We start from the raw sequence: 23,944 nt of genomic DNA on the forward strand, positions 1-23,944 counted from the left end.
TTCCACAGGCCCTTGCGACATAACCATACCGGGCCAAGCCAGCCAAACCGGGCCATGCAGGGCCACGCCGCCTCTCCCGGCCCCGGCCTCTCCCCTTGAAGCGCACCCCACCGGAAACGCAGGAGCAACCATGCGGCGCATCGGCAGACGACGCTTCCTGAAACTGGCCGGCATCACCGCGCTCACCGGCGCCGCCTGGGGGCTGCGCCCCGCCGCCCTGGCGGCCCAGGCCGAACCCGCCCTGCGCCCGGTCAGCGTCCCGCTTCCCCCGCCGCGCCCCCTGGCCGGGCTGCACTCCGCCGCCACGTTCGACACCCCCCTGCCCCTGCCCGGCGACCATTCCTTCATGGGCCTCATGGACGGCGGGGCGCGCATCGAACTTTCCGCCACCTCCGCCCCGCTGCTGCCCACCGACGACATCCCCCCCGCGCCGCCGCTGTGCTTCGAAACCGAACACGACCGCCACCCCTGCTGGAATCCCACCCTGCTCATCCAGCGCGGCGCCTCGCTGCGGGTGCGCCTGGTCAACCGGCTGGACGCCCCCACCCTGCTGCGCTGGCATGGCCTGCTGGCCGACTGGCGCATGGGCGGCCATCCGGTGATGATGCTGCTGCCCGGCGCCAGCTTCGAATACCGCGTCACCCTGCGCAACCGGGCGGGCGTCTATCCGTACCACGCCATCGCGCCGGGCTTTTCGGGCCGCCAGACCCACCAGGGCATGGCCGGGCTGTGCATCGTGGACGACGAGGAGGAACGCGCCGCCCTGGCCGCCATGGACATCGAACCGCTGGGGGCCTCGGGCGCCGGGGCCTTCCAGGCCGCCCTGCCCAATCCCGGCAGTCCCGGCCTCGGTCCCTCGGACATTCCCCTGCTGATCCAGGACCGGCGGCTGAACCGCAACGGCGTGCCGGTCTACGCGCCCTCCCTAGACGACCGGGTCTCGGGTCTCGTGGGTGACGTGCTCACCGTCAACGGCGTGCCCGGCGCGCGGCTGGACGTGGTCACCCGCATGTACCGCCTGCGGCTGGTGAACATGTGCAACGCGCGCATCCTGCACGCGGGGCTGGCCCGCGCCGGCGGCGCGCCGCTGCCCTTCCTGCTCATGGGTACCGACGGCGGCATGCTGGAACGCCCGCTGCCCGCGCAGCGGCTGTTCCTGGGTCCCGGCGAGCGGGCGGACATCCTGGTGGACCTGCGCGCGGCGAGTCCGGGCGACGAATGGTACGTGGTCAACCTGCCCTTCGACCCCATGCGCCGTGCGGGGGCCGCCTCCGGCGGGGCCGGATCGCCCGGCGAGGGCGAGGCGGCGCGGCTGCTGCGGCTGCGGGTGGTGCAGCGCGTGGCCTATGACCTGCCCCTGCCCGTGCGGCTGTGCGACTTTCCCGCCGCTCCCCCGGTGCCGCAGGGGCCGCCGCGCCGCCTGCACGTGTCGCGCGGCGAGGTCATGGGCCGTCCCGCATGGCTGCTGAACGGCCAGCCCTTCGCCATGCGCCACGACACGCGGGTGGACCTGCCCGACGATTTTCCGGCCCAGCGCGTGCCCGAACGCAAGCCCGAAGTCTGGGAACTGTCCAACGACGCGGTCTCCATCCCCCACGCCCTGCACCTGTCCGGCTACCAGTTGCGCGTGCTGGAGCGGAGCGGCAGCCCGGCCCACGTGGCCGCCCTGGCCGTGGACCCGGCGGGCCGCGCCGCCGCCGACACCGGCATCAAGGATACGGTGCTGGTCTGGCCCGGCGAGACGGTGAAGGTGCTGGTGGATTTTCGCGACGGCCCGGACGGCCAGCAGCGCGCCGCGCTGTATTCGCGCATGCTGGAATGCCTGGACGACGGGATGGTGCAGGATGTGGCCGTGCCGTAGCGCGGGCGCCGAGGGTGCCGCGGGAAGCGCCGGGGGACCGGAGGAGGAATCCGCCGGGCCACGCGCCCGGCGGCCGTCGCGCCGCGTGGTCCGACGGCTGCTGCTTGCCGTGGCCGCGCCCCTGCTCGCCGTCCTGGCCGCGGGCCTGACGCTTCCATTCTCCGGACACTGCGCCGACGGCACGCTTCCGGCCAATCCGGCCGCATCCGCCCGCTCCGCCGGATCGGGACCCCTCCCGCCATTGCGGGTGCTGTTCGACGAAGACCTGCCGCCGTATGCCTACCGGCTTTCGGGCGAGGCGCACCGCGCACGCGGCATCTACCCGGAACTGACGGCCGAGGCGTTCCACCGCCTGGGGCTGAGGACGGCCCTGGAGCCGACGCCATGGGCGCGGGCCATGGCGGAACTGGACGCCGGGCGCGCCGGGGTGTGCGGCCTGTACTCCACCGGCCAGCGCCTGCTGCTGCACGACTTTTCCTCTCCGCTGTTCGAGGAACGCCTGCATCTGGTGGTTCCCGCGGGCACGGACATGCCCGAGGCCCTTGCCGGGCCGTACGGCGAGCCCATGGCCGCGCTGCGGGGCATGCGGCTGGGCGTGGTGCGCGGCTGGAGCTACGGCGACGCCCTGGACGCCGCGCGCACGGCGGGCGCGTTCGTCGCCGAGGAAGCGGGCAGCGAGGCCCAGAACATGCTGAAGGTGGCGGGCGGGCGGCTGGACGGCGCCATCATCACCCGCGAAGGGGCCTTGTGGCTGCGGGAACGGCTGGGACTGACCCGCCTGGTGGCGGTGGCCCCGCTGCCGCTGGCGGTGCTGCCGGTGCACCTGGCCTTCCGCAGGCAGGCCGGGCAGCGCGAACTGCTGCGCGCCTTCGACGCGGCCATCCGCGACATGCGGGCCGACGGCACCTACGCCCGCATCGTGGAGCGCGCCCTGGACGGGCAGTAGCCAAGGCGCGGCCCGCGCGGAAAAGGTGCCGGAAAGGGAAGGCCCGCCCCGGAACCGCCTTGGGCACCGGCGGCGGAACGGCCGGATGTTCCTATCTTCGCAACGTGGCCACCAGCCGCAGCGGGTGCAGCAGCAGGTCCAGCCCGTCGCAAATGTGGCGCACGGCCACGTCGGCGGCGCACAGCGCCTGCACCGAGGCGCCCTCGTCGCCCATCACCGCCACCGAAAGCCCGGCCTCCAGCAGCATGAGCAGGTCGTTGCGGCCGTTGCCCATGGCCACGGTGCGCAGCGAGCCCAGGTCGGCCACGTAGCGACGCTTGGCCTCGTCCTGCATGCCGGGCGGCAGCACGTGCAGGCGCACCGGCAGCCCGGCCAGCGCCGAGGCCACGGTGCCGAAGGTGTCTGCCGTGACCACGTGCACGGCCAGTTCTCCGGCCAGCCGGGCGATGCGTTCGGCAACGCCGTCCACCAGCGCGCCCGAGGACGCGATGGTGCCGTTGTAGTCAAGGACCAGGTGGTCCAGTTCAAGGGCCTCGCGGCCCGGAATCTCCAGTCTGAGCATGTCGGCCTACCCCGGTTGCGCGTCCCTTTCCGGCGGGAACCATGGCATGCGTGCGGCCCCTCCCCGCTGTCGCCACCCGCGCGGTGCGCGCTCCGTCCCTGTATCCGGTTGCGCCGGGGGTGGCAACGCGTGCGGACCCGCCCGGTCGGGATGCCCCGCCGCGCCGCGCGAATCCCGCCCGGCACCGGCGCACGGCCGGGAGTACGGCCCCTTCCCACTGGACAGCCCCCGCACGGGGGGCTAGAAACCGGACGACGCGCCGCCTCCCCGGCGCGCACACCCGAAAAACACCCCTTCGCGACGGAGGAACCATGGCGTCCATCACCGGCGCTCTCATACTGGCAGCGGGCAAGGGCACCCGCATGCATTCCGACAAGCCCAAGGTATTGCAGTCCATCCTGGGCGAACCCATGCTGCGCTTCGTGTACGACGCGCTGGAACCTCTGTTCGGCGGCAACGTGTGGACCGTCATCGGCCACCAGGCCGACATGGTGCGCGCGGCGTTCAAGGGCGAGGACCACCGCTTCGTGGTGCAGGAAAAACAGCTGGGCACCGGGCACGCCCTCCAGGCCGCCTGGGACGAGCTGAAAGGCGCGGGCCTCGACCGCGTGGTGGTGGTCAACGGCGACACCCCGCTGCTGCCCACGTCCACCGTGGCCACCTTCCTCAAGGAAGCCATGGACGCGGACGTGGCCTTCATGACCCTGACCCTGCCCGACCCCGGCGCGTACGGCCGCGTGGTGCGCCACAACCGCCGCGTGGTGGCCATCGTCGAGGCCAAGGACTACGACGAAACCCTGTACGGCCCGGAACCCGACGAGATCAACGCGGGCATCTACTGCCTGCGCATGGACGCGGTGGAAAAGCTGCTGCCGCGCCTGACCAACGCCAACAAGAGCGGCGAATACTACATCACCGACCTGGTCGGGCTGGCCGTGGCCGAGCGCATGGACGTCATCGGCGTGGAATGCGGGCAGGATCCCAATCTGCTGGGCGTCAACGACCCGGCCGAGCTGATCAGGTCGGAGGCCCTGGTGCGCGCGCGCATCGCCCTGAACTGGATAGAGAAGCGCGTGCTCATCCATGCGCCGGAAACCGTGCGCATCAGCCCGCGCGCGGTGCTGGAGCCGGGCGCGGAACTCTACGGCCCGTGCGAAATCTACGGCGCGTCGCGCATCGCGCGCGCGGCCGTTGTCCATTCGCACTGCTGGCTGCGCGACGCCGTGGTGGCCGAAGGCGCTGCCGTGCACCCCTTCAGCCACGTGGAAAAGGCCGAAATCGGCCCCGGCTGCGTGGTGGGCCCCTACGCCCGCCTGCGCCCCGGCGCGGTGATGGAGGAAGGCGCACGGGTGGGCAACTTCGTGGAAATGAAAAAGGCCCGCCTGTGCAAGGGGGCCAAGGCCAACCACCTGACCTACCTCGGCGACGCGGAGGTGGGCCCCGGCGCCAACATCGGCGCGGGCACCATCACCTGCAACTACGACGGCGCACACAAGCACCAGACCGTCATCGGCGAGGGGGCGTTCATCGGCAGCAACAGCGCGCTGGTGGCCCCGGTGACCATAGGCGCCCGCAGCCTGGTGGGCGCCGGGTCCGTGATAACCAAGGATGTTCCGGACGATTCGCTGGCCATCGCGCGGGGCCGCCAGACGACCATGCCGCGCCGCGGGAACCCTTGATTTCACGCCGTGAAACGGCTATTTAACAGACATGGAACTGATTGACCTGCTTGAAACCCGCGTCACGGCGCTCCTGTCGCAGCTCGAAACCCTGCGCGAGGAGAACCGTCGCCTTCGGGAAGAGGTCGAAGGCGGCCTTTCGGCGCTGGCGGAAGAGAACCGGACCCTCAAGGAAGCCCTTGACGAGGAGCGCACCGTAAAGGATGCGGTGCTTACGCGCATCGACGCGCTGCTGCTCCGCCTCAAGGACCAAACCGGCGACGCCTAGGCGCGTCGAGGCCCCATGCGCACCTACAACCTCACCGTCCTGGGGCTTGAGGTTTCCTTCAAGGCCGAGGCCGACCCCGCAAGGGTCGAAACCGCCAAGGCCCTGGTGGAAGAACGGTTCGACAGGCTGAAGTTCCACGGAAGACAGCTCAGCAAGGAGAAGCTGCTGACCTTTCTGGTTCTGGGACTGGCGGACGACCTGTTGCAGTCTACCCGGCAGAAGGATGAAATGCGCACCCGCATGGAAGCCCTGCTGGCGAAAATAGAGGAATCTGCGTAACTCCCGTTGCGCCGATGCATAACGATCCCTGGAGTGTGCGTGATTGACCTGCCATCGCTGACCTCACAAGAAAAAAACAGGGGACCTGTACGGCGGACCGGTGTGCAGACCCGGCCCCGCGCCGGGGAGCCTGAAGGCCCGCCCGAGGTCCCCACCCTGACATAGTCAGGTCCTGCTTTGGCACGTCACACGGCGCTCCGGGGCTTCGTCCATGCCCCCTCGCCCCCAACAAGGCCCGCCCGGCGGGGCATCCGCGTTTAGCACAAGAGTGCGCGGACCCCGGCGACGCGGCCGTCCGTCCCCTCCTTGCCCGAGCTCCCGTCTTCCCCGTGCTCAGGGAATCGGCACGGTGATTTGGCGCGTCTTCACGCCGTGGCGCCGCCGCCGTTCCTCCCCCCGGGGGGGGCGGCCCGCGCACGGCCCGGAAGGCGCGCCAGGCCCGCTTGCCGGACGCTACATCGGACGCTGGTCCGACACCATAACGGGAGTTGCAGTATGGGGCTCATCGAAATCATCTACGTCGTCGTGGGAGCGATCATCGGCGCGGCATCGGGCTATGCCCTGCACCGCTATGTCAGCTCCAAGCGCATCGCCGATGCCAACGAACTCGCCAAGCGCATCGTCGAGGAAGCCCGCAAGGAAGCGCAGGCCCAGAAAAAGGAAATCCTGCTCCAGGGCCAGGACGAAATCTTTCATCAGAAGCGCGAACTGGAACATGAAATCAAGGAGCGCGAGCGCGAGTTGAAGGCCCGTGACCGCAAGATGCAGGAACAGGGCGAACGCCTTGAGGAAAAGCTGGAAAAGGCCACCGAGAAGGAACATGAGGTGCTCGCCGCGGAAAAGGAGCTGACCCGCCGCGAACGCCACATGGCCGACATGGAGGAGCAGATTTCCAGCCGCATCGAGGAACAGGAGCGCCGCCTGCAGGAAATATCGGGCCTGACCGCCGAAGAGGCGAAATCGCGTCTTTTCGAAGACATCGAGGCGCGCACCCGCCACGAAGCCGCCAAGATGATCCGGCTCATCGAAACCGAGTCCAAGGAAACCGCCGACCGCAAGGCCAAGGAAATCATCGCCAACGCCATCCAGCGCTACGCGGGCGACTACGTGGGCGAGCAGACGGTGACGGCCGTGACCCTGCCCAGCGAGGACATGAAGGGCCGCATCATCGGCCGCGAGGGGCGCAACATCCGCGCGCTGGAAGCGGCCACCGGCGTGGACCTGATCATCGACGACACCCCAGAGACAGTCATCCTTTCCGCCTACAGCCCGCTGCGCCGCCAGGTGGCCAAGATGGCCCTGGAACGGCTGATCCAGGACGGGCGCATCCACCCCGCGCGCATCGAGGACATCGTGCGCAAGTGCGAGCAGGAGCTTGAGGTGCAGATCCGCGAGGTGGGCGAACAGGCCACCTTCGACGCGGGCGTGCACGGCATCCACCCGGACATCGTGCGCCTGCTGGGCCAGCTCAGGTACCGCACCAGCTTCTCGCAGAACGTGCTGCAACACTCGCTGGAAGTGGCCGCCCTGTGTGGCATGATGGCCGCCGAACTGGGCATGGACATCAAGAAGGCCAAGCGCGCGGGCCTGCTGCACGACATCGGCAAGGCCGTGGACCACGAGGTGGAAGGGCCGCACGCCATCATCGGCTCGGACATCGCCAAGAAGTACAACGAAAGCAAGGAAATCATCCACGCCATCGCCGCCCACCACGAGGACACCCCGCCCAAGTCCGCCCTGGCCGTGCTGGTGCAGGCCGCCGACGGCCTGTCCGGCGCACGCCCCGGCGCGCGCAAGGAACTGCTGGAAAACTACGTGAAGCGGCTGGAAGACCTGGAGAACATCGCCACCGGCTTCGAGGGCGTGGCCAAGGCCTACGCCATCCAGGCGGGCCGCGAGATCCGGGTCATGGTCAACTCCGACAACGTGGACGACGACCAGACCTACATGCTGTGCAAGGACATCGCGGGCAAGATCGAAAAGAACCTGACCTACCCCGGCCAGATCCGGGTCACGGTCATCCGCGAACGCCGCGCCGTGGGCTTCGCCAAGTAGCCCGCGCGGCCCCGCCGCACACCCCCCCCCGCAGAACCGAAGAAAGCCCGGCCGCCAGGCCGGGCTTTTCAGACTGCTGACAAACCCAACTTCGTCCGGGGGAGGGACCCTTTTGGAAAAGGGTCTCCTCCCCCGGACCCCCTCCCCCTAAAACTTTTATTTGTGTTCCCTGCACATTACGAGAACACAAAACATGGGGTTCCAAGGGGCGGTAGCCCCTTGGCCGCCGGAGGCGTCCATTCCCGCGGCATCCGGCCAGCCCCGTCACGGCTCCACGTGGCGCCGCACGATGCGGCGCTGGGTGCCGTCCTCGTCCATGTGGCGCAGGGCCACGTCCATGCGGCGCACCGTCTCGTCCGGCACGGTAAGCGGCCAGAAGACGTGCACCGGCAGTTCCAGTCCCACCGGCGCCGTGCGCATGCGCGAAGGCGCGGCGGGGTTCAGCAGGCGCAGCGCGCCTGCCTCGCCCACCAGCGCCACCTGCACCCGGCCCGCCTCCAGCTTGCGCAGGCACAGCGCTTCGCTGGGCGCGGGGTCCAGGTTCCAGGCCCCGTCGGCAAGAGCGCCGTCCAGGGGCGGGCCGTAGTTCCAGCCCTCCACGATGCAGGTGCGGTGCTGCTTCAGGTCGGCCACGCGGCTGGCCTGGAAGGCGCTTTCCACGGGCAGCACGGCCACGATGCGCTCCAGGTGCAGGGGCAGGCTGACCCGCCACTGCCCGCGCGCGCGGGTGGTGGAAAAGGCCCCGCCAAGGGCCGCCTCGCCCGTTTCCAGGGCGCGCAGGGCCCGCGTCCATGGGGCCACGCGGATGTCCAGTTGCACGCCCGAGCGGCGCGCGGCTTCGCGCAGGATTTCCGGATACAGCCCGGCGGGCTTGCCGGCGTCGTCACGGTAGGAAAGGGGAAAGTGCTCGTCGTTGCACAGCGGGGGTCGCGGCCCTGCCCGCCGCCGGATGCGCCAGCAGCGCCAGCGCCGTCACCGCAGCCATGCGCAGGACCGTCATGGACAGGTGCAGCAGTATGCCCCATGGCCGCGACATGGATTCCCCCGACGAGATGGGAAACGCCTGGCGATTGCCCCGCCGTGCGCGTTTCGGTGGCCGGATTCCACGCGCTCCCCCCTGGGGGCGGGCACGCCGAACCCTCCGGGCGTTCCCGGCGGCGCCGCCGCTGAGTGTTCGCCCAACATTATATTGAGCTATGATGCCCCGGAAGGATTGTCAATGCGCTGCCCCCTCAGGCGAACAGGGGCAGCGCGGGCAGGCTGCGCCCAGCTATGGCGGCGGCCTTTTCCAGCAGCGCGCGGATGGCGGCGCGGCCCTCGTCGCGCAGGTCCAGGCTGAAATCGTTCACGAAGGTCCGGATGTGGCTGTCCGTGACCTCGTCGGACAGTTCCTGGGCGTGCTCGCGTATCCACCCGCGCGAGGCCGCCGGGTTGGCGTTGGCGTATTCCAGGCTGCGGCGGATGGCGTCCTGCACGGCCAGGATGGCGGCTTCGCCCAGGTCGCGTCGCGCCGCGATGGCCCCCAGCGGCAGGGGCAGCCCGTAGGCGGATTCCCACCACCGGCCAAGGTCCAGCACGCAGTGCAGGCCATGGCCGCCGTAGGTGAAGCGCCCCTCGTGGATGACCAGCCCGCAGTCGGCCTTTCCGGCGGCCACGGCGGGCATGACCTGGTCGAACACCATTTCCTCGCGCGGGCCGTGCAGCACGCCGTGCAGCGACAGCAGCAGGTTGGCCGTGGTCATGCGGCCGGGAATGGCCACCCGCGCCCCGGCCAGGTCCGCCGGGGACATGGGCTCGCGCGCCACCAGCAGCGGGCCGCAGCCGCGCCCCAACGCGGCCCCGGCGTTGAGCAGCACGTACTCGTCCAGCACGTGGACCATGGCCGCCAGCGACAGCTTGGTCACATCCAGCGAGCCCACGCGGGCGCGGCCGTTCAGCACCTCCACGTCGGCCATGAACAGGTCGAACCCGCAGGGCAGGTCGATGCACCCCTTGGCCAGGGCGTGGAAGATGTAGGTGTCGTTGGGACAGGGCGAGATGCCCAGCGACAGGATGCGCGAAGGGGACAGGGAAACCGCCGGCGAATGCTGGTTCTGCGGGGACATGGAAGCGGCCTTGCTGCGCCGTCCGGGTTGCCGGGCGGGTGGATATGAATACGGGGCCGTGCGGCACGGGAAGGGGCGGAACACCCCACCGGCACGGCGGCGTTGCAACCGGCGGCCGCACCCGAACGGCAGTCCGGTCCGGCGGCGGCAGGCTCGCACCCACCGTGCCGCACGCCGTCGCCACGGCGCGCGGGCGGTGTTGACACGGGGGCACGCCGGGTCGATACTCCGCCTTCCGTCACCGGGGCGCAAGCCCCGATCCGGTCCGGTCCGGCCCAATCCGGCCCAGTCCGGTCCGGCGGCCAGGCGGCCAAGCCGCCCTCCGCAAGACATTCCAGTCCCGCCACCCCGTCCGTCAGTACGGAGGACACATGCTCGACGCTGCCCATTACGCCCGCCTGGGCCTTGGGACCGCCTTCGAAAAGGTGATGGAAGGCGCGCGCCTTTCGCCCGAAGAGGGCCTGGCGCTGTTCAACTGCCCCGACATCACCGCCGTGGGCGCCCTGGCCCACCACGCGCGCACCCGCCTGCACGGCGACAGAACCTATTACGTGCTCAACCGGCACGTCAATTACACCAACATCTGCGTCAACGGCTGCCTGTTCTGCGCCTTCCAGCGCGAGCGCGGGCAGGCCGGGGCCTTCGCGCTGACGCCCGACGACATCCTGCACCGCGTGCTGGACGACCGGGGCACCCCGTTCTCCGAGGTGCACATCGTGGGCGGCTGCCACCCGGACCTGAACCTAGCCTGGTTCGAGGACGTCATCAGGCGGATTCGCGCGGCGCGTCCGCAGAGCATCGTCAAGGCGTTCACCGGGGTGGAAATCGCCCACTTCGCCGCCATGGAGGGCATCTCCACCCTGGACGTGCTGCACCGCCTGCGCGACGCGGGTCTGGCCATGATGCCCGGCGGCGGGGCCGAAATCTTCGCGCCGGAAGTGCGCACCCGCATCTGCCCGCGCAAGGCCACGGCCGAGGAATGGCTGCGCGTGGCGGGCGAGGCGCATTCCCTGGGCATCCGCACCAACTGTTCCATGCTCTACGGGCACATCGAGACCTTCGAGCACCGCGTGGACCACCTGTGCCGCCTGCGCGAGCAGCAGGACATATCCGGCGGGTTCACCTGCTTCATCCCCCTGCCCTTCCTGACGGAAAACAGCCTGCTCAAGCTCCCGCCCGAACGGGTGGGCGAGCACGTGGGCCTGGACCGGCTGCGCACCGTGGCCGTCAGCCGCCTGATGCTGGACAACGTGCCCCACGTGAAGTCCTACTGGGTGATGATGGGCGTGAAGATGGCCCAGACCGCCCTGTACTTCGGGGCCGACGACCTGGACGGCACCATCGTCGAGGAACGCATCGGCCACGACGCCGGGGCCGATTCCGCCCAATCCCTCACCGTGCCCGAACTGGAACTGATGATCCGCCGCTCCGGCTTCACCCCGGTGCGCCGCGACTCGCACTTCAACCCCGTGGCCGACCCGGACGCCATCCTGCGCGACACCGGACATGACACCGGGCATGACCCCGGATGCGACACGGGCCACGCCGTCACTCCGGAGGTCCGGGCATGAGCGCCGCCACGTCCACCGCCACCGCCCCCATCATGCCCGGCGGCTCGTCCCTTGGCGAATCCGATGACGTGCGCGCCGTGGCCGCCAAGGTGCTGGACGGCCAGCGCCTGACCCGCGCCGACGCCGACCTGCTTTACGCCCGCGCCGGGCTGCACACCCTGGGGCACCTGGCCCACACCGTGCGCCTGCGCAAGCATCCGCAGCCCGTGGTCACCTACGTGGCCGACCGGAACATCAACTATTCCAACGTCTGCGTGTGCGCCTGCCGCTTCTGCGCCTTTTTCCGCGCCCCCGGCCACCCCGAGGGCTACGTGCTGACGCGCGAGGAACTTGGCAAGAAGATTGAAGAAACCCTGGCCCTCGGCGGCACCCAGATCCTGCTCCAGGGCGGCCACCACCCCGACCTGCCCCTGTCCTTCTACGAGGGCATGATCGGCTGGATCCGCGCCACCTACCCCGCCATCCACATCCACGCCTTTTCGCCGCCCGAGATCGTCTTTTTCGCGGAGCTCGAAAAGATCACCGTGGCCGAGGTCATCGCGCGGCTGCGCGCCGCCGGGCTGCACTCCATCCCCGGCGGCGGCGCGGAAATCCTGGTGGACGAGGTGCGCGCCCAGGTTTCCCCCAACAAGTGTTCCGCGTCGCGCTGGCTGGGCGTCATGGAAGAGGCCCACACCCAGGGCCTGCGCACCACCGCCACCATGATGTTCGGCCACGAGGAACAGCCCCGCCACCGCCTGGACCACCTGTTCGCCGTGCGCGAGGTGCAGGACCGCACCCACGGGTTCACCGCGTTCATCCCCTGGACCTTCCAGCCCGCGCACACCAACATCCACCGCGACCCGGAACCCGCGCCCGCCTACCTGCGTCTGCTGGCCCTGTCCCGCCTAGTGCTCGACAACGTGGACAACATCCAGGCATCCTGGGTGACCATGGGCCCGCAGGTGGCCCAACTGGCCCTGTACTTCGGCGCCAACGACTTCGGCTCGCTCATGATCGAGGAAAACGTGGTGGCCGCCGCCGGGGTCAGCTTCAGCCTCTCGCGCCGCGAGATCCACAACTGCATCCGCGCCGCCGGGTTCACCCCCGTGCAACGCTCCATGGACTACACCCCCGTGTCGCCCCAGCCCGTGGTGGAAGGGGAGATACAGGGATAAAGAATGACATGAGAGAATCGGGGGTGCAGGGGGCAAAGCCCCCTGCCCGCCGGAGGCGTAAAAAACTCTCCCCCGCCAGAGCATGCAAAACGGAATCCGCCAATGAGCAACGCCACATCCACCACGCCGTCGTCATGCGCCCGCCCGTTGCGGCTGGGCCGCATAGGGTATTTGAACGTGCTGCCCATCTACCATCCGCTGGAGACGGGCATCATCCCGCACGAATACGAACTGGTGGCCGGGCCGCCCGCTGTGCTGAACAACATGATGGCTCGCGGCGACCTGCACGTGTCGGCCAACTCGTCGGTGGAGTACGCGCACCGCTGGAAGAACTACCTGCTGGTGCCCGATCTCGCCATCGGCAGCCGGGGACCGGTGCAGAGCGTGCTGCTGCTGTCGCGCCGCCCGGTGGAAGACCTGGCCGACCAGCCGGTGCTGGTCAGCGCGGAGACGCACACCTCGGCCGCGCTGCTGCGCCTGCTGTTCCGCGACTACTACAGGTTTCCGGTGCGCTACGAGGTGGGGTCGGCCACCGGGCGCATCGCGGCGGGCAACCCGCCGGAGGCGTTCCTGGCCATCGGCGACGAAGCCCTGCGCCTGCGCAACCACCCGGAATTCCCCTACCGACTGGACCTGGGCGAGGCGTGGCGGCAGTGGACCGGCCTGCCCTTCGTGTTCGGGGTGTGGGTGGTCAGCCGCGCGGCGGCGACATCGGGTTGTTTCGCCAGTGATCCGTGCGAGCTGTTGCAGCGCGCCCGCAACTGGGGCGAACGCCACATGGACGTGATCCTCGACCTGACCTTGCAGGGCTGCCCCCTGACGCGCGACGAACTGCGCCAGTACTACCACGGCCTGGTCTTCCACATGGGCTTTCCGGAAATGGAAGGGTTGCGCCTGTTCTACCACCGGCTGGCCGAGGCGGGCGAAATCCCCGTCGCGCCGGAACTGGAATTCTTCAGCATGTAGCGCACGGCGGCCTCGCGGACACCACGCGGGGCCGCCGCGCGTCTGCGGCCAGCCATGAACACCCGCGACCACCACACTCCCCCCTCAGCCTCGTCGCCCGCCCGCATCCTGCCTGTCAGGATACTGGGCCTCGACGTCACCGCCACGCCCGGCCCGCGCAAGCCGCTGACCCTGGCGGTGTGCGACCTTGCGCCGGGGGAAGGGAATGCGCCGCCCGTGCTGACCCTGCGCGAACTGCGGGAACTGCATGCGCTGGACGACCTGGACAGGCTGTTCGGCGGACGGATGGACGCGGGCTTCGCGGGGGGCGATGTTCCGCCTGAAGCGGGCTGGGTGCTGGGCATCGACGCCGCGCTGGCCCAGCCGCTGGAACTGGTGGAACAGCTGGGCTGGCCGTGCGACTGGGCCGGATACGCGGCCCTGTGCGGCGGGATGAGCCGCGCCGGATTCCGCGATCTGCTGCGCGGCGTGTCCGCTGCCCGTCCCGCCGGGCACAAGTACCTGTACCGCGCCTGCTGCCGCCGCGCCGGGGCCGCCAGCCCCATGAACACGGTGCGCCCGCCCGTGGCCCTGATGTTCCACGCCGTGGCGCCCCGGCTGGCCGCGCACGCGGTGCACGTGCCCCTTCTGCGCCCCCTGCCCGGCGCGGGCCGCGTGGCGCTGGAAACCTACCCCGGCTGGCTGGCCCGCCGGTTGATCGGGCGCGCCCCGTACAAGGGCGGCGAGGCCACGGACCGGGCCGCCCGGCGCGAGATGCGCGCGGCGTTATTGCATGGTCTTGCGGAACTTGACAGGCCGACCAACCCCACCGGCCTGCCGCCTCTGCTCGTCCGCTGGAACGCGGACCACGCGGCCCGCATGCTGGACGACCCGGAAGCGGACCTGCTGGATGCCCTGCTGTGCGCCGTGCTGGCCGCAGGCTCCGCCCTGCGGCCCGGCTACGGGCTGCCGGTGCCCTCCGCCCCGCCGTGCGGCGTCACCGCCGCGCAACTGGGCGTGGAAGGCTGGATCGCCGGGCTGCCGCCAGAGGAATAGCCGCTCCTCCCCCTCCAACTCTCTTCCGCCCGCGGCAACCCGCCCCTTCGAACGCAGAACGGCGCGCGGCGGTCATCCGCCACGCGCCCTACGTGCGAAACGTCTCGCGCGCCCCGAGGGACGGCGGCCCGTCGTGCGCCTACCAGCCCGCTCCGCCGGTAAACAGGAAGGACACCATGGTCCACGTGGCCCCCAGCAGGGCCAGCAACAGCAGGCCCAACACCAGACGCAGCACGCACCCGGCGGCGGCCAGCAGCCCGCGCAGCAGCAGCCATCCGATCACCCCGGCCACGGCGGCCACGAACACCAGGCCCAAAATCTTCATCGTCGTCCCCCCATCCGGTTGCGGCGCGGCGCGCCCTGGTTGTCGCGTACGGTCATGCGACGCCGGAATCCCTGTCCGCCCCGTTGCGGAATTCCGCCCCGGCCACGCCGCCCCCTGTGGGCAGCGCATCCGGGACATTCAACGCATCAGGACCATCCGCCACCTCGCCCGGACGGCACACCCGCGCGCCCGAACCGCCCGATGAGCCAGATGAGCCAGACGTGCCCGACGCACCGGACAGACCCAGCCAGATGGCGAACAGCGAAAGGCCCGCCCCGGCCATGCCCCAGCCATCCGTGGGCCGGTCGAACAGCAGGATGTCCCACACGAACGCCAGCGCGGGCTGCACCACCATCACCAGCCCCGCCAGCGAGGCGGGCAGGCGCGGCAGACCCGTGGACAGCAGCACCCAGCCCGCCGCCTGGCACAGTATCCCGTAGGTGACGAGGTAGCCGAAGCTGGGCGCATCGCCAATGGCGAACGCCCCGCCGCGCGCCAGGATGCCCGCCCCGATCATCGCCGCGCAGACCAGCGAAACCAGGGCCATGTTGGCCACCGGCGTGAGCATGCCGCCCATGCCCTGCGAATGCCGCAGCAGCAGGATGAATCCGGTATAGAACAGCGCCGTGGCGAGGCCGTAGGCCACCCCGGCCAGCGCATCGCCCACCGCCAGACCGCCGTCGGCGGCCATGGGCAGCAGTTCCGCCGGGCTCACGCCCAGCAGCCACCACAACCCGGCCAGGGCCAGCGGAATGGCCGCCATGTGCCGGACGGAAAGCCGTTCCCGCAGCAGCACCGCCCCGGCGATGGCGATGAAGAACACCTGGAAATTGCCGATGATGGTGGCCAGCCCCGGCCCGATGAGCAGGATGCTGCGGTGCCAGCACTCCAGGTCCAGGGCGAAGAACACCGCCGCCGCGACCATCACCGCCCACACGCCGCGTCGCGCCCGCAGCCGCTCGCGGCGCGCCAGGGCCACGCACAGCAGCGCAACCCCGCCGAAGAACATGCGGTAGAAGGCCGACTGGCTAGGCCCCACGTGCGCCAGCTTCACGAACAGGCCGGAAAAGCTGATCAGCACGCCGCCCCCGGCAACGCGCAGCAGCCCTCCCAGATCAAGGCAGGGGGAGCGGTGTGTACTCATGCGGCCCCCCATACTGCGAAGCCGGGGGAAGCGCAAATGCGGGCAGCGGCCCGGCACGCCGCCGGACCGTAACGCGAAGGCGGCACGCCCCGCCGGGGGACGCGCCGCCACATGTCCGCGATGTCTCTGGCCGCGATGCCCGCGCGCCGCTATTCCGCCCGGCTCACCGTGACCTTGGCGGGCCGCAGCAGGCGTTCCTTCAGCCGGTAGCCGCGCTGCATCATCGCGCACACGGTGTTTTCCGGCAGGTCGGGCCGCACCTCGGCGCCGATGGCCTCGTGGATTTCCGGGCTGAACGGCTCGCCCGCCTCGCCCACCGGCTCCAGGCCGTGGCGCTTCAGCGCGTCCAGCAGCAGCTTCTGGGTCATTTCCACGCCGATCAGCATGTCCTTGCAGGCCGCGTTGCCGCGCCCGTATTGCAGGGCCAGGTCCAGGTTGTCCAGGGTGGGCAGCAGGTCCGCCAGCACCACCTCGGCGGCGTAGCGCACCTGATCGTCCTTTTCGCGTTGCAGGCGCTTCTTGAAATTGTCCATTTCCGCCAGGGCGCGCAGGCGCTGCTCGTCGGCCTCGGCCCGTTCGGGACATTCCGGGCACAGCCGGGCCGCGCACTGCTCGCGCAGATCGTCGTCGTCCACCATGACGGGCATGGCGCCGGAGGCCGCCGGGGCCGGGGTCCGCGAAGGCGCGTCGGCCTCGGCGCGCAGGGCCTCGGCCTCGGGGCTGATCTCCACATTGTCCTTGAACACGTTGCTGGGGGGCATGTTCCTGAGTCTCCTTGAAATCCTGATGCGTGAAATCGTCGTTGAACATCTCCCGCCGGGGGCGGGTTGCATGCGTCCTGTAACGGATGAAAATGGCCCAAGCTACGGCAGCAGGGAGGGCGGCGCGGCGAAGCGTTCGCGCAGCAACTGGGTGAGCGCGCGCGACACGCACTGCACCACCGGCACGATCTTGGCGTAGTCCATGCGCAGCGGGCCCACCACGCTGACCACGCCGCGCGGCGTGTCGCCGCCGTAGGCCGCGCTGACCACGCTGCACCCGCGCAGCCCGTCGGGCGCGCCTTCCGGCACGTCCTGACAGAAGGTGATGCGCACGTCCTCTTCGGACAGGGTGCGGTCCAGCAGCTCCAGCAGGCGCGAGCGTTCCTCGATGGCGGCCAGAAGGTCGCGCATGCGGCCCACGTCGGTGAACTCCGCGTGGTCCAGCATGTTCAGCGTGCCGTTGACGATGAGTTCGCGGTCGTCGCCCATGTGCTCCACGGCGCGGCGCGAAAGCGCCAGCGCGCGCATACACATTTCCTCCAGCCGCGAGCCCGCGCGGGCCAGTTCGCAGCCGATGCGGTTGCGCGCCTCGGACAGGGGCAGGCCCCGAAAATGTTCGTTGAGGTAGTTGCCGAAGCGCACCAGTTCGTCCTGGCCGTAGCGCCCGTCCACGCGCACGGTGCGGGTGCGCACCAGGCCGCCCTCCAGCATCAGCACGGCCAGCACCAGCCCTTCCGCCGCCGGGGCGAACTCGATGCTGCGCCAGCGGGCCTCGTCCTCGCTGGGAGCCACCACCATGCCCAGTTGCCGGGCATGGCCGGACAGCAGGTTGGCGGCGCGGCGCAGGATGCCGGAAATCTCCAGTTCCTGCCGGGAAAGCTCGTCGGCAATGGCCTCGCGCTCGACGCTGCCCAGCGGGCGCAGGCGCAGCAGGCTGTCCACGTACAGCCGGAAGGCGCGCGGGGTCGGAACCCGTCCTGCGGACGTGTGCGGCTGCTCCAGGTAACCGAGGTCGGTCAGGTCGGACATGGTGGCCCGCATGCTGGCCGGGGAAAGGTGCAGGCCCGAGCATTCGGCCACGGCGCGAGACCCCACGGGCGAGGCCGAGGCGATGTAGCTTTCGATGATGGTGGCGAGCACCTGGGTTTCGCGCTGTCCGAGGCTGGGCATGAAGGCTCCGGCATCACGAGGATGCAGTTCTTGCAGTAGCACAAACGGGTAACAACGGGGGTGGGGGCTGTCAAGTTTGACGGGGGTTGACGGGGGCATGCGCGGGTGCGCGCCCGCCCCGGCAACACCCGTGCGGCGGCGGGAAATCCCGCCCGGACTGTGCGGCGCGGCGGGACGCCCCGTGGCCGTCGGACCGGATCGGGCCGATGTTTGTGAATAAAATCACTATTGCAACCCGCAAATACCCCAAAAACAAAAATAACATTCATGATTTCAGGGTAATGACAAAAACTGCCTGCCATCATCCATTTTCCGGCCCACACGCCCAAGCCACTGCACACGACACGTTGTGTCCTTTCACATCTTGCGCATTATTTCACATGCATTGACACACCACTGGCAACACACTACAGTGGCGCTGTTACCGGGGGAGTGGAAATGCATCGTCGCATGCATCGCTTCACCTGTTTCCCGCAATACGCCCCATACGGCCCGCATCGCGCCCATTCCGCCGGGCGTGGCGCGGCGAGTGAGCAATTGTTTACACGCTCACCCGTAGGGGGCTGTAATGCTTGCCGAAAAAACACCCACACCTGCCTTGAATTTTTCATGACATTGTGGCATCTTGTGCCTCGTCCGCATGTCTGGAACCCGGAAAAACCCGCGCGATTCGGTTCTCCGGTACCCACGGGCGCATCCCTCGGGGCGCGCCACGGGGTTACCGGCGAGAGGTCCTCGACACGAGGTCATCGTTGACACGCCGGGTGGCCGCGGTTTATCCAGCGGGCAGTATCTGCCACGGGCCGACCATCATTCGGATAGAGGCAGCGGATCGCTGCTTATCATCGGCCGGCGCATCGCCGCACGATGCGAAGGTCAGGCGTTTGTCGTGCATCCCTTTCACTGCCAAGAACCTGTCCAAGGAGGACACGCATGGCTGAAGTCACTTACAAGGGCAAGAGCTTCGAAGTCGATGAAGACGGCTTCCTTCTTCGCTTTGATGACTGGAGCACCGAGTGGGTTGAATTCGTGAAGGAATCCGAAGGTATCGCGGACATCACCCCCGATCACCAGAAGATCATCGACTTCCTGCAGGACTACTACAAGAAGAACGGCATCGCCCCGATGGTTCGTATCCTCTCCAAGAACACCGGCTTCAAGCTGAAGGAGATCTACGAACTGTTCCCCTCCGGCCCCGGCAAGGGCGCCTGCAAGATGGCCGGTCTGCCCAAGCCCACCGGCTGCGTGTAGCCCATACGGCCCATTGTTCACTGAAAGGGCGGGAGCTTGTGCTCCCGCCCTTTTCGTTCGCCGGGTCTTGCCCGGCGGGCAAAGGCGCGCCCGCCGCGGCGCTTGCCCACGGCGATGAACGTTGGCGGCGTCTGCACAGGGCGTCCCGGCAACCCCGCGAAACCGCCGATGCCTGGACGCCGGAAAGGGCGGGAACGCGAGTTCCCGCCCTTTCCGGCTTTCGGTGGCACGCCCGGCCAGTTCGGGCGCGCCGGTTGCGGGCTTCGTACGGCGAAGCGTGGTTGAGGCGGGGAAGGCTGGCCGGAATCAGTGTTCCGTGCCGTCCTCCGCGGCGTCGAACAGGGTGTTCAACGCCTCTTCGCGGCACAGGACGCTCGACGCCATGGCGATGCTGAACGTCGAATGGGCCTTCTTCCACAGGGAAAGTATCTGCTGCACGGAATGAACCATGGAGATCAGCACCGATGCCGGCACGATGTATGCGCCGTCCGGTGTGCGCTCCAGTCCGTCAAGCGATACGGAAAGGCCCGTCAGTTCCTTGCCCACGTTACCCAGTAGACCATCGATGTCATGCTTCACGTTGCGAACCCCGTTGTAGGAACTAGACGCCGTGCGCGCGGAGCGCCGACACCCGCAACAGACTAGCAAGCGCCGCTCGCGCCGGTCATTTATATTTTCCCCGGAACCGTGGAGGGTGCGCGGGCGCACACGCTTGACGCGCCCCCAGCCGCGCAATACATCGGGCAATACGTTATGCTCGATTATACCAACGCCACCACCGATGCCATGTCCTGGCTCGCCGCCCTCTCGCCCCTGAGCGAGCAGGACCTGTGCGACCTGTGCCTTGCCCTGCGCACGCGCGGCCATGGCCAGCGCTTCCGCTGCACCCTCGACGCCAGCCTGCTGCTGCTTGAGGCGCAGGGGGCCGACACCCCCTTGCTGCTGCTGTCCGAACGCGCGGCCCGCAACCTGTTGGACCACCTGGTTTCCGGCTACCTGCGCGACAAGCCGCGCGGGCTGCGCGCCTGGCATGCCCGCGAGTACGGCGGCCCCGAGTAGTTCCGGCCACCCGGCCGAAACGGCATTCCGCCGCGCCTCGCACGGCCCCCCGCCGTTCCCCGCCCACGCGAAAGGGCCGCCCCCCGAAGGGAGCGGCCCCTGCTATTCCGCCATTGCGGCATCGTCCCGCTTCGGACGCATGCCCGCTCGCTACCTGCGCAACACCTCGGCATCCCAGCCGCGCTCCAACGCCTCCAGCCAGTCGGCGGGGATCTCGGGCACGGCCCGTTTCGCCAGCACGTCGGGCGGCAGGGTCGCCTCGCCCATCTTCACGGCGGCGAAGCGGGCGCGCCATTCCCCAGGCAGCCGTTCCACCTCGATGGCCGGGAAATCGCCCCACCAGGCCGGGTCCATCTTGGCCAGCTGCGCCTCGGGCGACAGCAGGAAGTTGGCGGCCACCATGGCCCCCGCCTTGTTGGGCGCGTTGAAGGGGATGGCCACGAAATGGGTGTTGAAGATGGCCCCATCGTCCAGCGCCACCGTGCGCACCGTGGCCGGGTAGGTGCCGTCGTCGATGAGCGCCTGGGCGTGCGCCGGGTGGTACGAGACGGAAAAGTCCACCTCTCCCCGCGCGAACAGCCCGTCCAGCGCGGCGGCGTCGCGCGGGTAGGCGCGCCCGGCCTGCCACAGGTGCGGGGCCAGGTCGCGCAGCCAGGCCCACAGGGCCGGAGCGTTGCGGGCCAGCAGGTCCTTGTCCAGCGGGCGCATGTACTGCGCGTGGCCGCCGGTGAGGGCGTAGAACGCCTGGCGGATGAAGGCCGATCCGGTGAAGTCCGGCGGCTGGGGGTAGGTGAACCGGCCGGGGTGCGCCTTGGCCCATTGGTCCAGCTGGGCCATGGTGCGCGGCGGCTCGGGGGTGCGGGCGGTGTCGTATTCCAGCACCAGTTGCGCGCGGCCGTAGGGCGATTCGTAGCCGTCCACGGGGTAGCCGAAGTCCGTGGCGCTCTGCACCGGGTCGGTCAGGGCCATGTTGGGCAGGGCCGGGGCATAGGGACCCCACAGCACGCCGCCCAGGCGGGCGTTGCGGAAGTTCTCGCCGTTGATCCACAGCAGATCCATGCTGCCCGTGGCGCGGCCCGCCGACTTTTCGGCCAGCAGACGGTTGACGAACACCGGAGCCTCCATGGGCACCCGCACCAGGGCGATGCCGTAACGGCGGGCCAGTTCCGGCGCCACGAATCCGTCCACGTAGCGGTTGGCCGTGGCCATGCCGCCGTACATGTGGAAGCGCACCGTGGTGCCGCGCGCGGCGGCCTCCACCTCGTGCCACGGCAACGATGCGGGCGCGGACAGGGCCGCGTCGGCGGCAACGGCCGCGACGGCCGGAGCGGAGGGCTGCCCCAGGGACAGCACCGCCAGCAACGCCAGCGCCGCCATGCGGAACAGGTTGACCGGACGGACGGAAACCGGACGGAACGGATTCATGAACCCTCCCTGTGGTTGCCCGAGGCGTGCCTGATGGGCTGCTGCGTGCCCGATGAATACAGGACGGATGCAGGATGGATGCAGGACGGATGCGGAGCGGACGGCCCGTGCCTGGCCGGGCGCGCCGCTAGTCCGGCGACGCCTGCTCCGCCTGCCACGCCGTCGTCTTCACGGTCTCGTACAGCGTGGGGTCCACCCCCACGAAATCCACGACCTCCCGCTCGCCAAGGCGCAACCGTTCGCGCCAGCGGCGCAGCACCGCCTCGTCGGGCACGGCGAACACCAGCCCCCGCGCCCGCAGCGTCTCGCGGGCCTCGGCCTGGGCTCCGGCGGCCAGGGCGCGCGCCTCGTCCACGTGGGCTTCCCAGGCGTCGCGCAGCACGTCGCGCATGTCCCCGGGCAGGCGTTCCCAGAACATCCGGCTGACCAGCGGCACGTACATGGCGAAGTAGGCGTGGTCCTCGAACACGTGCGACACCCCGTAGCGCCACAACTGGCCGGACACGGCCGTCTCGTGGGTGGTCATCAGCCCGTCCAGGTTGCCGCCCTGCAACCAGTGCGGCAGGTCGGGCCAGGGCACCACCAGGGGTCTGGCGCCCATGGCCGCCAGGCGCAGTTCGTTGGCCGGGCCGCCCGCCACGCGGATGCGCAGCCCCGCGAGGTCCTCGTGCCGGTGCACGGCACGGTCCACCAGATACAGGTTGGCGTGCCCCAGTTCCAGCCAGCGGCCAAGCACGGCGACGCGCAGGTTGCGCTCGATGCGCGCGTCGATGATGCGCCCCGGAGGCCCGTCGGCCACGGCCAGGCTGGCGCGGGCCGGGGCGCCGTACAGGGCGGGCAGCATGAACACCCCGCAGTCGGGCACCGCGGAATGCAGCACCCACGTGCCGGGCAGGGCCATTTCCACGCGGCCGAGGTTCAGCGCCTGCAACACGTCGCGGTCGCGGTACAGGCTGGCGTTGTCGTACACCTCCACCCGCAGCCGACCGGCCAGACGCTGCCGCACGTCCTCCGCGAAGCGGCGCAGGGCCTTGACCTGGAAATGCGTGGGGCCGTTCTCCACGGAGATGCGCAACACCGGCACGCCCGGCGCGGGGGCGGCGGAGACGGCGGGGGCGGCGGGGGCGGCTTCCGGTCCGGGGGCGGCGTCCTGCGCCCGCGCCCGCGGCACGGCGGCGGCCAGCAGCGCGCACAGCGCCACGCAGGCCAGCAGGCCCGCGCGGCGCGCGGTCCGGATACGCGGAACGATGTCGGTCATGCGGCCTCCCCCAAGGCGATGTCGAAGCGGCGCTTGCGTGTCCTCCAGCATGACACAACCGCCTGCGTCAGTACACCTTTCTTCGGGCAAACTGGCCGCCGAGCACGGTAAAGGTGTTCTCCACGATGAACAGCGCGTCGGGGTCCACGGTGAACACCAACTCCTCCATGCGCTTCAGCTGCACGTTGTTGGTCACGGTCATGACGATTTCCCGGTCGTCGCCGGAATAGCCGCCCCGTCCCTGCAGGAAGGTGGCCCCCTGCCCCAGTTCGGTGACCAGGTCGTGCCCGATGCGCCGGCTGTGCTCGGAAATGACGAACACCACCTTGCGCTGGTTGAACAGGGCCAGCACGTATTCCAGCGTCACCGCCGCGATGAACACCTGGATCAGCGAGGCGATCACCGGGTCCACGGGCATGGAGACCAGACTGGCCGCGAACAGCACGACGTTGAAGCAGAACCCGAACCGCCCGATGCCGAGGCCGAAACGCTGGTGCAGGATGATGGCCGCCACGTCCAGCCCGCCGCCGGACCCCAGCGAGCGCAGCATGATGCCGCTGCCCGCCCCGCAGATCACCCCCGAGGCCACGGCGGCGTACAACTGGTCGTGCACGCCGAGGTCCACGGACTTGAACACCTCCGCGAACAGGGTGGTGGCCAGCATGCCGTACAGGCTGTAGAGCAGGAACCGCCGCCCCACGTGCAGCCACCCCAGCACGAACAGCGGGATGTTGCACAGCAGGTACCACGCCGCCGGGGACAGCAGGTGGGTGTGGTACCACGACAGCAGCGCGATGCCGTAGATGCCGCCGGTGAGAAACCCGTGCCGGGCCACGATGCCCTGCGCCCCCAGGGCGAACAGCGCCGAGCCCACGGTGAGCAGCAGCAGGTTCCAGCGAACCGAATAGGCCAGGTCCTTGCGGGTGAACATGCACAACCTCCCTGCCCGGCCCCGCGCCCTGAACGCACGCCGACCGGCATGAAAAACGGGGGCACGCCCCGCCATGCGGCAGGCGCGCCCAGCTCAGGCCAGTTCAGCCCGGATCACCGCGCGCCGCCTGGGCCGT

The 23,944-nt window shown here is 69.7% G+C and carries 23 protein-coding genes and 1 other RNA gene; 13 read left to right on the forward strand and 11 right to left on the reverse strand.

Going from position 1 to position 23,944, the window contains the following annotated elements; all coding sequences use genetic code 11:
- Positions 1-130 precede the first annotated feature (130 nt).
- Together V6B97_RS05095 and V6B97_RS05100 are read left to right on the forward strand one after the other, a co-directional pair.
- A complete protein-coding gene (locus tag V6B97_RS05095) occupies positions 131-1,861 on the forward strand; it encodes a multicopper oxidase family protein (protein WP_333505414.1) in 1,731 nt (576 codons plus the stop codon).
- 85 nt (positions 1,862-1,946) lie between these two features.
- Entirely contained in the window at positions 1,947-2,807 is an 861-nt protein-coding gene (locus V6B97_RS05100; protein WP_333505415.1) for a substrate-binding periplasmic protein, read from the forward strand.
- A 91-nt stretch (positions 2,808-2,898) separates the two neighbouring features.
- Here V6B97_RS05100 and V6B97_RS05105 read toward each other — a convergent pair whose 3' ends face one another.
- On the reverse strand, positions 2,899-3,369 hold the full coding sequence (locus V6B97_RS05105; protein WP_333505416.1) for an HAD family hydrolase: 471 nt from the start codon (positions 3,367-3,369) through the stop codon (positions 2,899-2,901).
- 311 nt (positions 3,370-3,680) lie between these two features.
- Here V6B97_RS05105 and glmU point away from each other — a divergent pair, with 311 nt between their 5' ends.
- The 5 genes from glmU (at position 3,681) to rny (ending at position 7,650) form a co-directional block, all read left to right on the forward strand.
- Entirely contained in the window at positions 3,681-5,048 is a 1,368-nt protein-coding gene (gene glmU / locus V6B97_RS05110) for a bifunctional UDP-N-acetylglucosamine diphosphorylase/glucosamine-1-phosphate N-acetyltransferase GlmU (RefSeq protein WP_333505418.1), read from the forward strand.
- A gap of 31 nt (positions 5,049-5,079) precedes the next feature.
- The gene (gene zapB, locus V6B97_RS05115) at positions 5,080-5,316 is read left to right on the forward strand and encodes a cell division protein ZapB (protein WP_333505419.1); all 237 of its coding nucleotides are present in this window, start codon (positions 5,080-5,082) and stop codon (positions 5,314-5,316) included.
- Positions 5,317-5,331: 15 nt separating this feature from the next.
- Positions 5,332-5,595, forward strand: coding sequence for a cell division protein ZapA (gene zapA / locus V6B97_RS05120; RefSeq protein ID WP_333505420.1), 264 nt, complete (start codon positions 5,332-5,334; stop codon positions 5,593-5,595).
- A gap of 22 nt (positions 5,596-5,617) precedes the next feature.
- Positions 5,618-5,803, forward strand: a non-coding RNA gene (gene ssrS / locus V6B97_RS05125) — 6S RNA.
- A 287-nt stretch (positions 5,804-6,090) separates the two neighbouring features.
- Complete coding sequence (rny, locus tag V6B97_RS05130; RefSeq protein WP_333505421.1) at positions 6,091-7,650, forward strand: ribonuclease Y; 1,560 nt, start codon at positions 6,091-6,093, stop codon at positions 7,648-7,650.
- Positions 7,651-7,914: 264 nt separating this feature from the next.
- Here the strand turns inward: rny and V6B97_RS05135 are convergent, their stop codons facing one another.
- The gene (locus V6B97_RS05135; protein ID WP_333505454.1) at positions 7,915-8,601 is read right to left on the reverse strand and encodes a substrate-binding periplasmic protein; all 687 of its coding nucleotides are present in this window, start codon (positions 8,599-8,601) and stop codon (positions 7,915-7,917) included.
- Between the two features lie 281 nt (positions 8,602-8,882).
- Complete coding sequence (locus tag V6B97_RS05140) at positions 8,883-9,755, reverse strand: 1,4-dihydroxy-6-naphthoate synthase (RefSeq protein ID WP_333505422.1); 873 nt, start codon at positions 9,753-9,755, stop codon at positions 8,883-8,885.
- Between the two features lie 371 nt (positions 9,756-10,126).
- On the opposite strand from V6B97_RS05140, the gene mqnE reads away from it, so the two are divergent.
- The 4 genes from mqnE to V6B97_RS05160 all read left to right on the forward strand — a co-directional run bounded on the left by mqnE (position 10,127) and on the right by V6B97_RS05160 (position 14,484).
- Entirely contained in the window at positions 10,127-11,326 is a 1,200-nt protein-coding gene (mqnE, locus tag V6B97_RS05145; RefSeq protein ID WP_333505423.1) for an aminofutalosine synthase MqnE, read from the forward strand.
- Entirely contained in the window at positions 11,323-12,483 is a 1,161-nt protein-coding gene (gene mqnC / locus V6B97_RS05150) for a cyclic dehypoxanthinyl futalosine synthase (RefSeq protein WP_333505424.1), read from the forward strand. The genes mqnE and mqnC overlap by 4 nt, the downstream gene beginning before the upstream one ends.
- Before the next feature lie 102 nt (positions 12,484-12,585).
- Positions 12,586-13,449 (forward strand): menaquinone biosynthetic enzyme MqnA/MqnD family protein, encoded by an 864-nt coding sequence (locus V6B97_RS05155; protein ID WP_333505425.1) that lies wholly within the window; start codon positions 12,586-12,588, stop codon positions 13,447-13,449.
- A 54-nt stretch (positions 13,450-13,503) separates the two neighbouring features.
- On the forward strand, positions 13,504-14,484 hold the full coding sequence (locus V6B97_RS05160; protein WP_333505426.1) for a DUF429 domain-containing protein: 981 nt from the start codon (positions 13,504-13,506) through the stop codon (positions 14,482-14,484).
- Between the two features lie 139 nt (positions 14,485-14,623).
- Here V6B97_RS05160 and V6B97_RS05165 read toward each other — a convergent pair whose 3' ends face one another.
- The 4 genes from V6B97_RS05165 to hrcA all read right to left on the reverse strand — a co-directional run bounded on the left by V6B97_RS05165 (position 14,624) and on the right by hrcA (position 17,884).
- Positions 14,624-14,809: a hypothetical protein gene (locus V6B97_RS05165; RefSeq protein WP_333505427.1), complete on the reverse strand. Its 186-nt coding sequence runs from the start codon at positions 14,807-14,809 to the stop codon at positions 14,624-14,626.
- A 52-nt stretch (positions 14,810-14,861) separates the two neighbouring features.
- On the reverse strand, positions 14,862-15,953 hold the full coding sequence (locus V6B97_RS05170) for a DMT family transporter (RefSeq protein ID WP_333505428.1): 1,092 nt from the start codon (positions 15,951-15,953) through the stop codon (positions 14,862-14,864).
- A 149-nt stretch (positions 15,954-16,102) separates the two neighbouring features.
- Complete coding sequence (locus V6B97_RS05175; protein ID WP_333505429.1) at positions 16,103-16,714, reverse strand: nucleotide exchange factor GrpE; 612 nt, start codon at positions 16,712-16,714, stop codon at positions 16,103-16,105.
- A 102-nt stretch (positions 16,715-16,816) separates the two neighbouring features.
- Entirely contained in the window at positions 16,817-17,884 is a 1,068-nt protein-coding gene (gene hrcA, locus V6B97_RS05180) for a heat-inducible transcriptional repressor HrcA (protein WP_333505430.1), read from the reverse strand.
- A gap of 933 nt (positions 17,885-18,817) precedes the next feature.
- Between hrcA and V6B97_RS05185 the strand changes: the two genes are divergently transcribed.
- Positions 18,818-19,135: a TusE/DsrC/DsvC family sulfur relay protein gene (locus V6B97_RS05185; protein WP_007523442.1), complete on the forward strand. Its 318-nt coding sequence runs from the start codon at positions 18,818-18,820 to the stop codon at positions 19,133-19,135.
- Between the two features lie 306 nt (positions 19,136-19,441).
- On the opposite strand, the gene V6B97_RS05190 is transcribed toward V6B97_RS05185, so the two are convergent.
- The gene (locus V6B97_RS05190; RefSeq protein ID WP_333505431.1) at positions 19,442-19,714 is read right to left on the reverse strand and encodes a hypothetical protein; all 273 of its coding nucleotides are present in this window, start codon (positions 19,712-19,714) and stop codon (positions 19,442-19,444) included.
- Positions 19,715-19,888: 174 nt separating this feature from the next.
- Here V6B97_RS05190 and V6B97_RS05195 point away from each other — a divergent pair, with 174 nt between their 5' ends.
- Entirely contained in the window at positions 19,889-20,194 is a 306-nt protein-coding gene (locus V6B97_RS05195; protein ID WP_333505432.1) for a hypothetical protein, read from the forward strand.
- Between the two features lie 150 nt (positions 20,195-20,344).
- On the opposite strand, the gene V6B97_RS05200 is transcribed toward V6B97_RS05195, so the two are convergent.
- From V6B97_RS05200 to V6B97_RS05210, 3 genes are all read right to left on the reverse strand, one after another.
- Positions 20,345-21,619, reverse strand: coding sequence for an ABC transporter substrate-binding protein (locus V6B97_RS05200; protein ID WP_333505433.1), 1,275 nt, complete (start codon positions 21,617-21,619; stop codon positions 20,345-20,347).
- Positions 21,620-21,746: 127 nt separating this feature from the next.
- A complete protein-coding gene (dctP, locus tag V6B97_RS05205) occupies positions 21,747-22,877 on the reverse strand; it encodes a TRAP transporter substrate-binding protein DctP (protein ID WP_333505434.1) in 1,131 nt (376 codons plus the stop codon).
- A 67-nt stretch (positions 22,878-22,944) separates the two neighbouring features.
- Positions 22,945-23,808, reverse strand: coding sequence for a YitT family protein (locus V6B97_RS05210; RefSeq protein WP_333505435.1), 864 nt, complete (start codon positions 23,806-23,808; stop codon positions 22,945-22,947).
- Positions 23,809-23,944 lie beyond the last annotated feature (136 nt).

The organism is Nitratidesulfovibrio sp. 1201_IL3209 (assembly GCF_036763125.1).
Taxonomy (GTDB): domain Bacteria; phylum Desulfobacterota; class Desulfovibrionia; order Desulfovibrionales; family Desulfovibrionaceae; genus Cupidesulfovibrio.

Bases quoted from the DNA above. Each gene is read 5' to 3' on its own strand.
- V6B97_RS05095 (WP_333505414.1), top strand. From the start codon at position 131: ATGCGGCGCATCGGCAGACGACGCTTCCTGAAACTGGCCGGCATCACC.
- V6B97_RS05105 (WP_333505416.1), bottom strand. From the start codon at position 3,369: ATGCTCAGACTGGAGATTCCGGGCCGCGAGGCCCTTGAACTGGACCAC.
- glmU (WP_333505418.1), top strand. From the start codon at position 3,681: ATGGCGTCCATCACCGGCGCTCTCATACTGGCAGCGGGCAAGGGCACC.
- zapB (WP_333505419.1), top strand. From the start codon at position 5,080: ATGGAACTGATTGACCTGCTTGAAACCCGCGTCACGGCGCTCCTGTCG.
- zapA (WP_333505420.1), top strand. From the start codon at position 5,332: ATGCGCACCTACAACCTCACCGTCCTGGGGCTTGAGGTTTCCTTCAAG.
- rny (WP_333505421.1), top strand. From the start codon at position 6,091: ATGGGGCTCATCGAAATCATCTACGTCGTCGTGGGAGCGATCATCGGC.
- V6B97_RS05140 (WP_333505422.1), bottom strand. From the start codon at position 9,755: ATGTCCCCGCAGAACCAGCATTCGCCGGCGGTTTCCCTGTCCCCTTCG.
- mqnE (WP_333505423.1), top strand. From the start codon at position 10,127: ATGCTCGACGCTGCCCATTACGCCCGCCTGGGCCTTGGGACCGCCTTC.
- mqnC (WP_333505424.1), top strand. From the start codon at position 11,323: ATGAGCGCCGCCACGTCCACCGCCACCGCCCCCATCATGCCCGGCGGC.
- V6B97_RS05155 (WP_333505425.1), top strand. From the start codon at position 12,586: ATGAGCAACGCCACATCCACCACGCCGTCGTCATGCGCCCGCCCGTTG.
- V6B97_RS05160 (WP_333505426.1), top strand. From the start codon at position 13,504: ATGAACACCCGCGACCACCACACTCCCCCCTCAGCCTCGTCGCCCGCC.
- V6B97_RS05165 (WP_333505427.1), bottom strand. From the start codon at position 14,809: ATGAAGATTTTGGGCCTGGTGTTCGTGGCCGCCGTGGCCGGGGTGATC.
- V6B97_RS05170 (WP_333505428.1), bottom strand. From the start codon at position 15,953: ATGAGTACACACCGCTCCCCCTGCCTTGATCTGGGAGGGCTGCTGCGC.
- V6B97_RS05175 (WP_333505429.1), bottom strand. From the start codon at position 16,714: ATGCCCCCCAGCAACGTGTTCAAGGACAATGTGGAGATCAGCCCCGAG.
- hrcA (WP_333505430.1), bottom strand. From the start codon at position 17,884: ATGCCCAGCCTCGGACAGCGCGAAACCCAGGTGCTCGCCACCATCATC.
- V6B97_RS05185 (WP_007523442.1), top strand. From the start codon at position 18,818: ATGGCTGAAGTCACTTACAAGGGCAAGAGCTTCGAAGTCGATGAAGAC.
- V6B97_RS05195 (WP_333505432.1), top strand. From the start codon at position 19,889: ATGCTCGATTATACCAACGCCACCACCGATGCCATGTCCTGGCTCGCC.
- V6B97_RS05200 (WP_333505433.1), bottom strand. From the start codon at position 21,619: ATGAATCCGTTCCGTCCGGTTTCCGTCCGTCCGGTCAACCTGTTCCGC.
- dctP (WP_333505434.1), bottom strand. From the start codon at position 22,877: ATGACCGACATCGTTCCGCGTATCCGGACCGCGCGCCGCGCGGGCCTG.
- V6B97_RS05210 (WP_333505435.1), bottom strand. From the start codon at position 23,808: ATGTTCACCCGCAAGGACCTGGCCTATTCGGTTCGCTGGAACCTGCTG.